Source organism: uncultured Ruegeria sp., assembly GCF_947504215.1.
GTDB lineage: Bacteria > Pseudomonadota > Alphaproteobacteria > Rhodobacterales > Rhodobacteraceae > Ruegeria.
Map to the genome: position 1 here is coordinate 175,421 of NZ_CANNGO010000003.1, position 12,899 is coordinate 188,319.

At 55.9% G+C, this 12,899-nt stretch carries 15 protein-coding genes; 10 read left to right on the top strand and 5 right to left on the bottom strand.

Features of this window, described 5'->3' with window-relative positions; genetic code table 11:
* Nucleotides 1-26: 26 nt before the first annotated feature.
* Genes Q1B21_RS07965 through otnC form a run of 7 tightly spaced genes read left to right on the top strand, consistent with a single transcriptional unit; the run spans nt 27 to nt 6,299 of the window.
* Nucleotides 27-1,034 (top strand): tripartite tricarboxylate transporter substrate binding protein, encoded by a 1,008-nt coding sequence (locus tag Q1B21_RS07965; protein WP_299888028.1) that lies wholly within the window; start codon nt 27-29, stop codon nt 1,032-1,034.
* A 57-nt stretch (nt 1,035-1,091) separates the two neighbouring features.
* Nucleotides 1,092-1,841 (top strand): hypothetical protein, encoded by a 750-nt coding sequence (locus tag Q1B21_RS07970; RefSeq protein WP_299888031.1) that lies wholly within the window; start codon nt 1,092-1,094, stop codon nt 1,839-1,841.
* Nucleotides 1,842-1,845: 4 nt separating this feature from the next.
* A complete protein-coding gene (locus tag Q1B21_RS07975; RefSeq protein WP_299888034.1) occupies nt 1,846-3,357 on the top strand; it encodes a tripartite tricarboxylate transporter permease in 1,512 nt (503 codons plus the stop codon).
* Nucleotides 3,357-3,644, top strand: coding sequence for a putative quinol monooxygenase (locus Q1B21_RS07980; protein WP_299888039.1), 288 nt, complete (start codon nt 3,357-3,359; stop codon nt 3,642-3,644). The genes Q1B21_RS07975 and Q1B21_RS07980 overlap by 1 nt, the downstream gene beginning before the upstream one ends.
* Nucleotides 3,641-4,438: an N-acyl homoserine lactonase family protein gene (locus Q1B21_RS07985; RefSeq protein WP_299888042.1), complete on the top strand. Its 798-nt coding sequence runs from the start codon at nt 3,641-3,643 to the stop codon at nt 4,436-4,438. Before Q1B21_RS07980 ends, Q1B21_RS07985 begins: the two co-directional genes overlap by 4 nt.
* Entirely contained in the window at nt 4,435-5,664 is a 1,230-nt protein-coding gene (gene otnK, locus Q1B21_RS07990) for a 3-oxo-tetronate kinase (RefSeq protein ID WP_299888045.1), read from the top strand. The genes Q1B21_RS07985 and otnK overlap by 4 nt, the downstream gene beginning before the upstream one ends.
* Nucleotides 5,661-6,299: a 3-oxo-tetronate 4-phosphate decarboxylase gene (otnC, locus tag Q1B21_RS07995; protein WP_299888048.1), complete on the top strand. Its 639-nt coding sequence runs from the start codon at nt 5,661-5,663 to the stop codon at nt 6,297-6,299. Before otnK ends, otnC begins: the two co-directional genes overlap by 4 nt.
* Before the next feature lie 319 nt (nt 6,300-6,618).
* Here otnC and Q1B21_RS08000 read toward each other — a convergent pair whose 3' ends face one another.
* From Q1B21_RS08000 to Q1B21_RS08010, 3 genes are all read right to left on the bottom strand, one after another.
* Nucleotides 6,619-7,131, bottom strand: a complete 513-nt coding sequence (locus Q1B21_RS08000; protein WP_299888051.1) for a DUF6653 family protein — start codon at nt 7,129-7,131, stop codon at nt 6,619-6,621.
* A 72-nt stretch (nt 7,132-7,203) separates the two neighbouring features.
* Complete coding sequence (locus Q1B21_RS08005; RefSeq protein ID WP_299888054.1) at nt 7,204-7,842, bottom strand: bifunctional 2-polyprenyl-6-hydroxyphenol methylase/3-demethylubiquinol 3-O-methyltransferase UbiG; 639 nt, start codon at nt 7,840-7,842, stop codon at nt 7,204-7,206.
* Complete coding sequence (locus Q1B21_RS08010; protein WP_299888057.1) at nt 7,829-9,265, bottom strand: MFS transporter; 1,437 nt, start codon at nt 9,263-9,265, stop codon at nt 7,829-7,831. Before Q1B21_RS08010 ends, Q1B21_RS08005 begins: the two co-directional genes overlap by 14 nt.
* Before the next feature lie 135 nt (nt 9,266-9,400).
* On the opposite strand from Q1B21_RS08010, the gene Q1B21_RS08015 reads away from it, so the two are divergent.
* Complete coding sequence (locus Q1B21_RS08015) at nt 9,401-9,859, top strand: Rrf2 family transcriptional regulator (RefSeq protein WP_299888060.1); 459 nt, start codon at nt 9,401-9,403, stop codon at nt 9,857-9,859.
* Between the two features lie 12 nt (nt 9,860-9,871).
* Here Q1B21_RS08015 and Q1B21_RS08020 read toward each other — a convergent pair whose 3' ends face one another.
* The gene (locus tag Q1B21_RS08020) at nt 9,872-10,768 is read right to left on the bottom strand and encodes a LysR family transcriptional regulator (RefSeq protein WP_299888063.1); all 897 of its coding nucleotides are present in this window, start codon (nt 10,766-10,768) and stop codon (nt 9,872-9,874) included.
* Nucleotides 10,769-10,861: 93 nt separating this feature from the next.
* Between Q1B21_RS08020 and Q1B21_RS08025 the strand changes: the two genes are divergently transcribed.
* A complete protein-coding gene (locus tag Q1B21_RS08025; protein WP_299888066.1) occupies nt 10,862-11,599 on the top strand; it encodes an SDR family oxidoreductase in 738 nt (245 codons plus the stop codon).
* 24 nt (nt 11,600-11,623) lie between these two features.
* Complete coding sequence (locus tag Q1B21_RS08030) at nt 11,624-11,836, top strand: 4-oxalocrotonate tautomerase family protein (RefSeq protein WP_298936375.1); 213 nt, start codon at nt 11,624-11,626, stop codon at nt 11,834-11,836.
* A 65-nt stretch (nt 11,837-11,901) separates the two neighbouring features.
* Here Q1B21_RS08030 and Q1B21_RS08035 read toward each other — a convergent pair whose 3' ends face one another.
* The gene (locus Q1B21_RS08035) at nt 11,902-12,807 is read right to left on the bottom strand and encodes an AraC family transcriptional regulator (RefSeq protein ID WP_299888069.1); all 906 of its coding nucleotides are present in this window, start codon (nt 12,805-12,807) and stop codon (nt 11,902-11,904) included.
* Nucleotides 12,808-12,899: the final 92 nt, after the last annotated feature.

Consider the following 12,899-nt stretch of genomic DNA (forward strand, 5'->3'; position numbering starts at 1 on the left):
CACAGTTGTTTTGGGAGGACTTGGAAATGAGATTGAGACTTGGGCGGCTTGCGGCCGCAGCCGTGATGGCGACGGGCATTGCAGCGACTGCCAGCGCGCAGGACTATCCCTATCGTGACATCACTACAGCGGTGGTCTGGGGGGCCGGTGGTGGCACCGACACGATAAACCGCATGATCATGGCAGAGATGGAAAAGCATCTGCCGGTCTCGATCAACGTGATCAACCAAACCGGCGGTGTCGCAGGATCGAATGGGATGGTCTATGTGATGAACCAGCCGGATGACGGTTATACTCTGGTCGGCCTGTCAGAATCCAACGTTACAGCGGCAGTGCAAGGTGGTTGGGACAAGAAATTCGACTTCTGGTACCCGTTCATCGTTGGCGGATCACCCGATCTGATCTCGGTGCCCGCAGACAGCCCCTACAATTCGCTTGAGGAACTTGTTGATGCCGCAAAAGCCGCGCCCGGCACCATTCCCGCAGCCGCGTCTGGGGCCGGATCCATTCACCACCTGAACTTGCTGGCGATAGAAAAAGGCTCGGGCGCTGAATTCAAATTCGTACCTTACAAGGGGTCTGCCCCCGGGCAGGAAGCTGCCATCGCGGGCGAGGTCGCGCTGGTCGTGACATCCCTTGCAGAACAAGCGCCCCTGATTGAGGGTGGGCAGCTAAAACCACTGGCAATGTTGACACCTGAAGATGCGCAGATCGGTGGAGCAACCGTACCGTCGGCATTTGGTGTCTATGACGGTCTGGACCAGTATCTGCCGCTGAAACAGGCGATCGGATTTGCTGTACACAGCTCGGCCGGGGATGATGTGAAGGCCGCTTTGGGTGAGGCGTTCGAACAGGCGATTGCCTCGGACACCGTTGCGGAATGGGCGGCTGCAAACAACTATGATGTTGGCGGTCAGCACGGGGCCGAAGCGCAAGAGTTGTTCGCCAATCTTGAGGCCACGTTTGCCTATACCCTGCAGGATCTGGGGGCTGCCACCGTCGATCCCGCCTCTCTGGGTATTCAAAAGCCCTAAGACAGCACTTTTGGAAAGGGCGCGCGCGATCGCGCCCTTTTCTTCAGGAGGCCGGACATGGACAAAATCGACGAAACACAGGTCATGCGGGCGCGCGATTTCTGGGCATCGGTTGTGATGATAGCGGTGTCGCTATTCTTTTTGTGGAAAACCTCAGAAATTCCCCTTTGGGGTGGAAACCGCGCAGGGGTCACCGGCACGGATTGGTACAACTCAGCCGCGATTGTTCCGCTGTTCATTTTTGGCGGATTGCTGGTTTTGTCGCTGGTGCTGCTGGTCATTTCGATCCGATCCGGCGGTGCGCAAAATGCACTCAGCGGAGTCGGGATCGGCTGGGACAGGGCCGAGGTGTTTCGCAGCTCGACAATAGGGCTTATGCTATTGGCTTATGTAGTTGGGCTGGTGCCCAGAGTGGATTTCATCCTGTGCTCGGGCCTGGTGATCACCGCGCTGACCTTTGGATTCTATGGCGGGTACACTCAGCGTGCCTTGATCGCCTGCCTCGCGGTCACATTCGCCGGGTTATTCGCATTTGTCAGCTTTCCAGCTCAGGCAGACTGGAATGCGCATGGCGACGATTGGGTCACTTTGATTTTGTGGATTTTCCTGACTTTGTTGGTTCTCAGCAAGGCCGGGCCCGAACGTGTTTTACGGTATGTTCCGTTTATCGCGATTCTGGCGCCGCTTATCCTTGTGTGTGCTATGGCGTTTGGATTTCGCCAGAACGTTCCCGCTCGGGGTGGTCTGATCTTCAAGCAAATCGAATACCACTATTACGTGACACTTCGTCCGTTATGGAAAGATTGACTGAATGGATTTCATCTTTTCGCAGCTGGCTGGATTTGGGTCCGCTCTTGTGAGTTTGACCGCAGACCCGCTGACCTATCTATATCTGATTGCGTCAGTGTTTCTAGGCATAACTTTCGGGGCGCTGCCAGGATTGACAGCAACGCTGGCCGTCACGATCCTGACTGGGTTTTTCGGCAACAAAATCCCGTTGGACTATTCGCTGATCGCCTTGCTTGGGGCTTATGTTGGGGCAATCTATGGCGGGTCATACCCATCCATTCTACTGAACATCCCTGGTACTGCGGCCAGCGCAGCCACCGCCATGGATGGCTACCCATTGGCCAAGGCAGGGCGCGGCGGCGAAGCACTGGGGCTTACGACAACCGCCAGCTTTATTGGCACAGTGATCGGTACGCTGACACTGCTGATATTTGTCTGGGCGTTGCTATTGGTGTCAAAAAACATCGCTAGTCCGGAAAAAGCGCTGTTGGCGCTGTTCGGTATCCTGTTGTCGGGCACGCTGATGAGCGAGGATCTGGTGATCAAGGGCTGGATCGCCGGGTTGATTGGACTTGCCATGTCCATGGTTGGGCTCGATCCGCTGTTGTCAGAACCCCGCTACACATTTGGTTGGTCTTACCTGCTGAGCGGATTTCAGGTTGTTCCTGTGTTGATGGGCGCCTTTGCGATTCCGCAGATCATCGACGGGTTGCGCCATGTCGAGGCAGGAAAGATTCTGGCCCTGAAGGGGCGTATCCTGCCAAACCTTCGATCCATCCGGCGCTATCTGCCCACGATTGGCCGATCTGGTGTGATCGGAACCGGCGTTGGCGCGCTTCCAGGAGTGGGCGAGGATGTCGCCGGCTGGGTCAGCTATGGCGTAGGAAAAACCGTCTCGGCCGAAGGTGATAAATTCGGCCGTGGATCTTTGGAAGGTCTGCTATGTTCCGAGACGGCAAACAACGCCTGTATCGGCGGCGCGTTGATCCCGCTTTTGGTTCTGGGCATTCCAGGCTCGCCGCCCGCCGCCGCCTTGATGGGGGCGTTCAAGATCAACAACGTTATCCCGGGCCCGACCATTGACCCCGAGATCATTCTGCGGGTGGTTGCAATCCTTGTGATGGCCTCGCTAACGATGTTCCTGATGGGGCTGTTCACAGCGCGGGTCTTCATCAAGATTCTGGCCATACCGCAAACCGTCTTTCTGCCGGTCGTAATGGTTTTGACGACGATTGGATCTTTTAGTGTCGGGGGAGGCATAAATGACCTGTACCTGATGCTGGGTGTCGGGGCCGTGGCCTATTTCATGAACCTGATGAAATACCCCATCGCGCCGCTGGTGATCGGCGTCATTCTGGGGGGGCTGTTTGATGAAACTTTCCGCCGCTCACTGTTCCTGTCGGACGGGGATTTGTCCGTCTTCTTTTCACGCCCCGGAGCTGCCATTCTGCTGGTGCTGAACCTTGGCCTGATCCTCAGCCAGCTGCCTGCCGCCAAGCGCGTTTTTCTACGTTTGAAAGGACGGTCTGCGTGATGTTTGCCGTTACGGTCACGTTCACTTTGAAGCCCGGTTTGCGAGGCACCTTCTTACCCTTGATCGTGGAAAACGCGGCATTGTCCCTGCACGACGAGCCGGGGTGTCATCAATTCGATGTCTGCCTTGGGCAAGACCCGGATACGGTTTTCTTGTATGAGATTTATGATGACAGCGCGGCATTCGATGCGCACCTTGAAAGTACGCATTTCAAATCCTTCGATACGGCCGTGGCGGGGATGATCGCTGCCAAGGTTGTTCATCAATACGCCGAGGTCATCCGATGAACGATTGGGAAATCCACGCGGTCAAATACGCCGATCGCAATGCCCGAACCCGCGCGGACAGCTTCATCATCGACGACAACCACAACGCCCCCCATGCGATGGACTATTACATCTGGGTGCTGAGGCGCGGGGATCAGGTGCTGTTGGTCGACACGGGCTATGACGCGGATGAAGGTACTGCGCGCGGCCGCCCCATTGCACTGGATCCGCGCGAAGCGCTGCGCCCCTTGGGCATCACGCCCGAGGCGGTCAGCCAGGTGATCGTTACACATCTTCACTATGATCATGCCGGGGGGCTGCATCTGTTCCCGAATGCCACGCTGCATATGCAAGCGGCCGAGATGACCTTTGCCACTGGGCCCTGTATGTGTGACGACCACCTGCGCGCGCCATTTACGGCCAATCATGTCTGTGAAGCCGTGCAGCGGCTTTATTCTGGCAAGGTGGTTTTCCACGAAGGGGACGCAGAGATCGCCGACGGTGTGACGGTGCATTGCATTGGCGGCCACTCGCGTGGGCTTCAATGTGTTCGGGTGCGCACCGGTGTTGGATGGATGGTTTTGGCCTCGGATGCTTCACACTATTACGAGAACTTCATGGCGCGCAAAGCCTTTCCCATCGTGGTCGATATGCAGGACATGCTGGACGGTTTCGAAACGCTGGAGCGTCTCGCATCTCATCCCAAACTCATTATCCCCGGTCACGACCCCCTTGTACGAGAGGTGTTTCCGCTTGGTGCGGCCCCACATATCCACCGGCTGGACCCGGGCCCGCTAAAAGAGGTCGAGATATGAAAATTGGTGTCATTGCCGATGATTTTACTGGGGCCTCCGACATCGCCCTGACCTTGGCCGAGGCCGGGATGTGTGTGTGCCAGTTCATCGGCGTCCCCGAAAACGCCGCAGCCAAAGAGCTGGACGCCGGAGTCGTGGCGCTGAAGTCTCGTACTGCACCGACGGATGAGGCCATTCGCGACAGTCTTACAGCGTGTGACTGGCTACTGGCGCAAGGGGTTGAGCAGATCGTGTTCAAGGTCTGCTCAACCTTCGACAGCACACCCAAGGGCAATATCGGTCCGGTACTGGATGCCTTGTCCGATCGGCTTGGTGCCAAGGGCGTGATTGTCTGCCCGGCTTTCCCTGAAAACGGACGCAGTGTCTATCAAGGGCATTTGTTCGTGCAAGACAAGCTGTTGAACGAAAGTGGTATGCAGAACCACCCGTTGACCCCGATGCGAGACGCGGATTTGAAGCGTGTTCTGGCCGCACAATCCAGCAAAACTGTCAATCACATCGACGCTTTGACAGTCATGCGCGGTGCCTCGGCCATTCGCGCCACTCTGCCGACGGATGGGTACGTCATCGCAGATGCGATCCGCGATGAAGATCTGTTTGAGATCGGCGAGGCAGCCAAAGGCGCGCGTTTGCTGTGTGGTGGATCGGGTATCGCTTTGGGATTACCAGCAAACTTCGATATCGCCCCGGCCAAACCCTCCTGGAGCGCGATAAAAGGCCCGGGAGTTGTTCTATCCGGTTCGTGCAGCCAAGCCACGCGGCAACAGGTTGAGGTCTACAAAGAACAGGCGCCACATCGCGAAATCACCGCGTCAGAAGTCGTGAACGGCACCATCAACGCGCAGGAGCTTGCTGCGTGGGCAATGGCGCAGCCCGTTCCCCCCTTGATCTATTCTTCTGCCGAACCGGGCGTGGTGAAGGCAGCCCAAGACACTTTCGGGGCGGATCGCACGGCGCTGGCGATTGAAAAACTCTTTGCAGATCTTTCTTCCGAACTGGTCGCGATGGGCGCGCGCAGAATTGTTGTGGCAGGAGGGGAAACATCGGGCACTGTGGTCAAAGGGCTCGCGGCACAGACACTGGAGGTTGGACCGCGCCTTACCGCCGGGGTGCCTGTGCTGCGCCTGATACAGGCCCGACCGATTGCGCTCGCGTTGAAGTCCGGCAACTTTGGCCATCAGAACTTCTTTGCTGACGCGTTGGACAAAATGGAACAACCCACATGAGCGAAGAAGCCAAACTGCGCGAAGAGATTTGTATTCTGGCGAAATCCATGTTTGACCGAGGGCTTACCTGCGGCACCTCCGGCAATATCTCAGCCAGGCTGTCCGATGGCACATTGCTGATAACACCAACAGGCAGTTCAATAGGGTTTCTGGACCCTGCTCGCATCAGCCATCTGGATGCAAACCTTCAATTGTTGGGCGGTGATCGACCGACCAAAGAAATCCCCTTACACACAGCATTTTATGACACCCGCAACGGGACCGGCGCGGTTGTACACCTACACTCAACCCATTCGGTCGCGCTGTCGATGCTGCCTGAAACCGATCCAGACAACGTGCTGCCACCACTCACGCCGTATTCAGTCATGAGATTAGGCAAGGTTAAGTTACTGCCATTCTTTTTGCCCGGAGATGCTGCGATGGGTGACGCGGTAAGAAGCCTAGCAGGTCAACGCACGGCAGTGTTGTTGGCCAACCACGGACCGGTTGTTGCTGGAAAAGATATCTGGGCCGCGGCGTTCGCAATGGAAGAACTAGAGGAAACGGCAAAACTAACTCTGCTTACGCGGGGATTAAAGCCTGGTGCCCTCACAACAGAGGAAGTGCGCGCCGTAGAAAAACTGAGTCAGCCCTAGTCCACAAACACCGGTCAATAGCCCAGCGAATCCCTGGTTCGATGAGCCGCGCCGCAGCACTAAGGATAGGTATCAGACGTCCGTTATAGGCCGGTCTCAGCTGGCCGCACTTTTAATGCAACCTCAGTGAGCCCACCCTGAGCAAGGCACCTTTAGGCGACTTCCTCCCGCCACCCAAGCCGCTACAAATGATGTTTCCGCCCAGTCGAGCCCAACCTCGCCGAGTGGCAGCGCTCGCACAATATCTCCACCGGAAAATGGGTGCGGGCTGATCCAATCGGGAACAGGTAGCTGTGACTTGTTCCAAGGGGGCAATTCTTCAGTTCTCAGTTTCAAGATCACTCAACGACCCGCCGCCCCGTTGGAAGTCGCGCCAGACCCATACCATTCGATCCACAAACCACATTTTGCCGCCTGAGATCATAACGATGCCAAGGCATGTGAACCCGATGTCGAATTTCCACAGCCCATATGCGAAGGGTACGAGACCCAAACCGCTTCCTACTGCCAGTGCCTTGGCGACTCTCCTGTGATGCGCTGCGACCTTGTTGAGGTGCCGCAGACACACGCGCTCACCCAACACGCCTTGCGCTGACCAGCTTTCGAAGCTTTTGGGTTGCGGAAACACGCGTGGATTCAACCAGATCCAAACAATAACGATAGCTATGGCCACCCACGCCCAGCCGCCTACCCAAGCGCGGCTCCAGATTGCCACAGCCAAAAGCGGAAGTGGCGTCAACACACGGGTCCAGACTGACCATGGATTGGCATGTCGAAGCCAGACCTCATCTTTCATCCCCATGAAACGCTCGGAAAACCGAACTACATCCATGCGCTCAACTCCGAAAACCAACACGCGTGTCGGTGTGTTCATATACGCGAAACTTATCTCGAACTATTCTCGCTACGCCAGTTTCTTAAGAGCGATAACGGCATCTTTGACCTGGGCGGTTTGACCCTCTGGCCCTCGCGCTTCCCGCTCAACGGATCCCACAAAGACTTCGCGCCAGTTTTTATCATCAAGGTCTAGTTCAGTAAGTCTTGCGGGGCCATCCGGCCGCTCAACGCTGGGATCGCCCCATGCCCAAGGTGCGAGGATCTGATGGGTTGCGATCAGCAGGAGCCCGGATAGGCGCACAGCTTTTGCGGCGCGATGGAAAAGCTCCGCTCTTGGGAGCTGCAAGGGCGTTTCCAGGAACATCGCTGAGATCAGATCGAACTGCCCATCCGGGAACGTCTCGGCTAGGTCGTGTTGCTCAAAACGAACTTGATTGGAAACACCGTGTCTCTCAGCGTTTTCAGCCGCGATACGCAAGACCGAAGGCGGCACATCAACGCCAACGACAGTCCATCCGTTTTTCGCAAGCCAGACAGCGTCGTCACCCTTGGCGCATCCAAGATCAAGCGCGTTTCCTGGCTCCCTTTCTGCGGCGAACTTCTCTAGAATGACCGATGGAATGCCGGACGTCTTTGAGCTCGCGTTGTGGTAGATGCCTTCCCAGAATTCAGTTGCGGTTTGTGAGCCTGGATCAAGGTCTCGCATACGATTTCTCCTTGTGGTGAAGTGCGCCGATGACAACGCTCAAGGCGGCGTAGATTGCGACTGGAAGCCAGAGTGCCGCCCTCAGTGCTTCGATGAATTCTGCGGGAGTGGGATCGTCGCCAAGCACGGTGAAGAACACCTGAGACACAAGCGCAATCCCAAGCGCGATCCCGATCTGCTGGAAGGCTTGCAACGCACCGGAACCCGCGCCCGCATCTGTCACTGGCACCTCGTTGAGAACGAGTTGATACATGGCCACGGCCGCGGACCCCATACCTGCGCCGACGAATACAAGTGGTAACCATACGACATGAACAGGTACGTCATCATTCATGAGAAGCTTTAGACCAAGCATTCCAATCAGCAGTGAGACCATGCCCAGCGATGCCCGCAGTGCGACGTGCCTGCCCCCCACCCGGCTGGTCAGGATAGAAGCCAACATGATGCTCAACGGATGCGCCGCCAGTGCGATCCCTGCTTGTGCGGGTGACAGTCCAAGCCCGGATTGCAGAACCATGGCCAATACAACAATCGGGCCAGCGATCCCGGCAAACATGAGTGTCACCAAACCAATGCGGGACAAGAAACGCGCATTCTCAAGCAGACTCAGAGGCAGCAGCTGAGGCCTTCCCTTTTTGGCGAGGCGTTGCTGATGATGCCAGAACTTGGCCATCAAAAGAAAAGAAAGAAGGAAGACCGCTGCTAGCCAGCTTGGCCATCCCAATGCATGACCCTCAATCATCGGGTAAAGAAGTGCAACTGACGCGCCAGCAAATAGGAACGCTCCCGACCAATCGACGGTCTGAGTTTTGGCTGCACGAGCACCCGGCAAGAAGGCCGCCGCCCCCGCAAGAGCAGCGACACCAATGGGAATGTTAATCAGAAAGATCATGCGCCATGCAAGGTCGAAAAGGTTTGCCGAAATCAGGAAGCCTCCCACTAGCGGTCCAGCCATTGCCCCAAGCGCCGTGATCATCCCGAAGAGACCAATCGCCTTCGCCTTCTCGTTTTCGGGGAAGCTTTCGTGAAGAATGGCCAAGACTTGGGGCATCATCATCGAGGCGGCCAGACCCTGGGCCATCCTGGATACAACGAGTGCCTCGATTGTTGGCGCCACACCGCATGCAATCGACGCGAGCGTGAACCCGCCCAAGCCAACAAGAAACAAATGCCGTCTGCCAAGTGCATCACCGAAGCGGCCAAATGGTAGCAGCCCCGCTGCGAATGTGAGCGCATAGATCACCAGCACCCATTGCAACGCACTGTGTGAGGCGGACAGATCATCCTGGATCGACGGAAGGGCCAGGTTCACAATGGTGGTATCCAGCATGTTGATGAACGCGGCCGTGAATAGGAATGCAGCGCCAAGCCAATGCTTCTTACCGGGCAAAGCTTGCGACGGTTGGGTCTGCGCAATTGACATGAAAGTCTCCACATCCGGTACCGAGTCAACGTAACGGTACTTAATAAGTAACATGACTTTCGTTGTCAATATCACGTTACTTGTAATGTCACAATATTTGCTTTAGTGTTTCAATTCATAGAGTTGGAGAGCAAGATGCGGACTGACAACAGGCTATCAAGGATACTGCACGTCCTGATGCACCTTGGAGAAAGTGATGAGCCGATCACGTCTGACATGATCGGCCAAATGCTCGGAACCAATCCGTCTCTCGTTCGGCGCACAATGGGAGGATTGCGCGAAGCGGGAATTGTCGGATCGACCAAAGGGCATCGCGGGGGCTGGCTTCTGGAAAAGCCGCTTACAGAGGTTTCTTTGACGGAGGTCTACGCGGCTCTTGGGGAGCCTAAACTCTTCGCAATGGGAACCTCTGATGACACGCCCACCTGCTTGCTGGAACAAGCTGCAAACGCCGCTACTCAAAACGCGCTTGAAGCGGCACGAATGACTTTTCTAAAATCGCTCTCCAGCCAGAAAGTCTCCGACCTGATTGACGAAAAACGTGAGGAAATCGCTGCCTTTCAAAAGAGGCGAGAGAAAGCTCAATCCGACTAGCAGAACTGGCGCTCAGAGCGCCGCTTTCTCGAATATTCCGACCACCCAATCCAGAAAGACTCGTACACGAGGTGAAAGCTGTCTGTTCTGAGGATAATATGCGGCCAGAGCAATTGGCGGTGGCGGCGCCTTTGGCAAGACTTCGACAAGTTGCCCAGCATCAAGGTCTGTGAGAAATCGGTACTTGGGCGCCTGGGCGATACCAAACCCTTCTCTGGCCAAGTGGTGTACAGTGTCGGCGTCATTGGCTGTCACGATTGTCGGCAATGTGACCTCTTCCAATTTTTCGCCAACTCTAAATTCCAATGGCATCGCCGCTCCGGTACGCGAGGACAGAAATCCTATCATCCGATGGTCATGCAGATCTTGAACGGATTTTGGAGTTCCGAAACTGGCAAGATAACTGGGGCTGGCACAGGTGATTTCTGGGATATCGGCGAGGTGCCGCGTGATCATGCTGCTGTCGTCAGGGGCGCCGGCCCGGACGACGCAGTCGACACCTTCACTTACGAGATCTACCAGTCGCTCTGTTTGTCCAAGTTGCAGTGTGATCTTGGGGTATTTGCTCAAAAACGCAGAGAGGTGCGGTAGTATATATGTTCGCGTTAAGGTGCCGGGCGCATCAATACGCAAAAGGCCCGAAGGCTCGCGCCCACGTAAAGCACCCTCTGCTTCTTCCAGATCAGCCAGGATTGACACGCATCTATGATAGTAGGCCTGTCCATCGGGTGTGGGCGCAATATGGCGCGTTGTGCGTTCCAGCAACCGGCTGCCCAAATCGCGCTCCAGCCTTTGAATGGCTTCGCTCGCGGTTGATCGGGGAATGCTCAGATCGGCCGCGGCCTTTGTAAAGCTGCCGCGTTCGAAAACACGAACAAACAAGCGCATCGTTTCAAGTCGGTCAATCATTGTTCGTATTTATCGAATTAATACTCCAACTTCTACAGCATTATCTGGCGAAAACTCCCGTCTATCTTTTGTGGCAACACAAAGGAGATCAACATGACTGAACCTCAGAAAGCCGCAATTGTTACAGGCGCCAGCAAAGGAATTGGCGCTGCTATCGCTCTTCGCCTCGCTCACGACGGGCATGCAGTCCTTGCCAACTACGCGAGCGATGAAGCTGGCGCAAATCAGGTCATCAACACGATCAGAAGTACCGGCGGTCACGCCATCGCAGTCAAGGGCGACATTGCAGAACCGTCCTCTATGGCACGACTGTTCGACGTCGCAGAGGAAGAATTCGGCCGGATCGATACTCTCGTGAACAATGCTGGTGTCATGCATTGCACATCCGTCAGCGAGGCGACCGATGAAGACTTCGAAACCGAATGCGCCGTCAATATTGGCGGTGTCTTTCGTGCTATGCGCGAGGCAGCAAACCGACTGACCGAGGGCGGCGCAGTTATCAGTATGTCTTCCAGCGTCGTCGGCCTCTATCAGCCAACCTACGGAATTTACGCTGCGACCAAAGCCGCGGTGGAAGCAATGACCCACGTTCTGGCCAAGGAGCTCGGCCCGCGAGGGATCACCGTAAATTCTGTCGCACCGGGACCAGTTGGAACTGACCTGTTCATGGTCGGCAAGCCAGACGCGATGATCGAAAGCATCACAAAGGCCAACCCATTTGGGCGCCTTGGAACACCGGAAGACATTGCCGCCGCTGTATCCTTCCTGGCCGGACCCGATGGTCGTTGGATCAGCGGCCAAACCCTTCGCGCCAATGGCGGTGTGATCTGACCCCCCATTGAAAGGAAAACAACAATGCCATTCGCAAACTACAAACTTCCGCAGGGCTCACTGACTACGGCACAGAAGGAGGATCTGGTTCATAAAACGACCGACCTGATGGTTGGCTTCTTTGGAGAAGTCGTCCGCCCGACGACAATGGTTCTTATCGATGAGGTCAAGGATGGTGGATACGGACGCGCAGACGAGGTGTTTGTGATATCAGAAGAGTATCGCGCCAAGGAATAGGCTATTTTGGATCGTGGGCGGTGGCATATACCACCGCCCATTCACGTTGCCGATATAGGCGAGTGTCATTCTGCCGCCAGTGTTTGCGTGTAACGCGCCGGCGGCGTCCCAACAAAGCGGGCAAATGCGGTGCTGAATGCGCTGGAGGACCCATAGCCGATCTTGTCAGAGATTTCTGTGATGCTGTGTTGGCCAGAGCGGAGCATGTGTTTTGCAAGCGTCATGCGCCAGTTCATCAAATACGCCATTGGGGCTATTCCTACGATCCGGTTGAACCGGGAAAAGAATGCAGATCGCGATAGCCCGGCCTCGCTAGCCAGGCGCACAACTGTCCATGAATGATCGGGCGCCGCGTGCATTGCCCGCAATGTTGGAGCAATACGTGGATCTGCCAATCCGCGCAAAAGCCCGGCTGAGGCGCCTGGAGCCGCAGCAGACCGAAACGCTTCAATAAGAAGAACCTGCAACAAGTGCTCCACCACTACGTCCCGTGCCGGACGATCCGAACGCGTCTCATCCCGCAAAAGACCGCTCAGGGCAGCCAACCTTCCTTCGCCGCGAACCACAACGAGGTCCGGCAAGAGCGAAACCAAAAGCTCCGTGTCCGGGCTCTCAAATGTGCAATGACCGACTAGTTGCTGGACCTCTGCTTCCCACTCTGGAGACCCCAACCTGAAGACGCCGTCTTCTCCCTCAACCGGTTGACTTAACATCCCCTTTGGTGGGTCAGGATTTAAACTGGAAAACGTGAATGAGTTGACCACCGGAATTAGGACGAAATCCCCGGCTTCCAGCTCCAGCATCTCCTTCCCCTCAACCTCGAGGCAGGCGCGCCCCTTAAGGAGTGAGCAATAGAATGCCTCGTTCAGACCTTCCCGGCGCACGCGAAACGGCCCGAAGGCGTGCACGAGCTTTGAATAGGACGCACAAGGCTTCAGCAGAGAGATGATTTCTGAGTAAGGGTCGCTCATTTCAGGACTTCTGATAAAACAATATAGACTTCGAATTATATATAGTCCCTTCTCTCCTGTCTATCTTTGGAACATGACAATAAGGAGAACTT

What these genes read in the sequence shown, in the direction of transcription:
- Q1B21_RS07965 (WP_299888028.1), top strand. Translation starts at nt 27, where the DNA reads ATGAGATTGAGACTTGGGCGGCTTGCGGCCGCAGCCGTGATGGCGACG.
- Q1B21_RS07970 (WP_299888031.1), top strand. Translation starts at nt 1,092, where the DNA reads ATGGACAAAATCGACGAAACACAGGTCATGCGGGCGCGCGATTTCTGG.
- Q1B21_RS07975 (WP_299888034.1), top strand. Translation starts at nt 1,846, where the DNA reads ATGGATTTCATCTTTTCGCAGCTGGCTGGATTTGGGTCCGCTCTTGTG.
- Q1B21_RS07980 (WP_299888039.1), top strand. Translation starts at nt 3,357, where the DNA reads ATGTTTGCCGTTACGGTCACGTTCACTTTGAAGCCCGGTTTGCGAGGC.
- Q1B21_RS07985 (WP_299888042.1), top strand. Translation starts at nt 3,641, where the DNA reads ATGAACGATTGGGAAATCCACGCGGTCAAATACGCCGATCGCAATGCC.
- otnK (WP_299888045.1), top strand. Translation starts at nt 4,435, where the DNA reads ATGAAAATTGGTGTCATTGCCGATGATTTTACTGGGGCCTCCGACATC.
- otnC (WP_299888048.1), top strand. Translation starts at nt 5,661, where the DNA reads ATGAGCGAAGAAGCCAAACTGCGCGAAGAGATTTGTATTCTGGCGAAA.
- Q1B21_RS08000 (WP_299888051.1), bottom strand. Translation starts at nt 7,131, where the DNA reads ATGGATGTAGTTCGGTTTTCCGAGCGTTTCATGGGGATGAAAGATGAG.
- Q1B21_RS08005 (WP_299888054.1), bottom strand. Translation starts at nt 7,842, where the DNA reads ATGCGAGACCTTGATCCAGGCTCACAAACCGCAACTGAATTCTGGGAA.
- Q1B21_RS08010 (WP_299888057.1), bottom strand. Translation starts at nt 9,265, where the DNA reads ATGTCAATTGCGCAGACCCAACCGTCGCAAGCTTTGCCCGGTAAGAAG.
- Q1B21_RS08015 (WP_299888060.1), top strand. Translation starts at nt 9,401, where the DNA reads ATGCGGACTGACAACAGGCTATCAAGGATACTGCACGTCCTGATGCAC.
- Q1B21_RS08020 (WP_299888063.1), bottom strand. Translation starts at nt 10,768, where the DNA reads ATGATTGACCGACTTGAAACGATGCGCTTGTTTGTTCGTGTTTTCGAA.
- Q1B21_RS08025 (WP_299888066.1), top strand. Translation starts at nt 10,862, where the DNA reads ATGACTGAACCTCAGAAAGCCGCAATTGTTACAGGCGCCAGCAAAGGA.
- Q1B21_RS08030 (WP_298936375.1), top strand. Translation starts at nt 11,624, where the DNA reads ATGCCATTCGCAAACTACAAACTTCCGCAGGGCTCACTGACTACGGCA.
- Q1B21_RS08035 (WP_299888069.1), bottom strand. Translation starts at nt 12,807, where the DNA reads ATGAGCGACCCTTACTCAGAAATCATCTCTCTGCTGAAGCCTTGTGCG.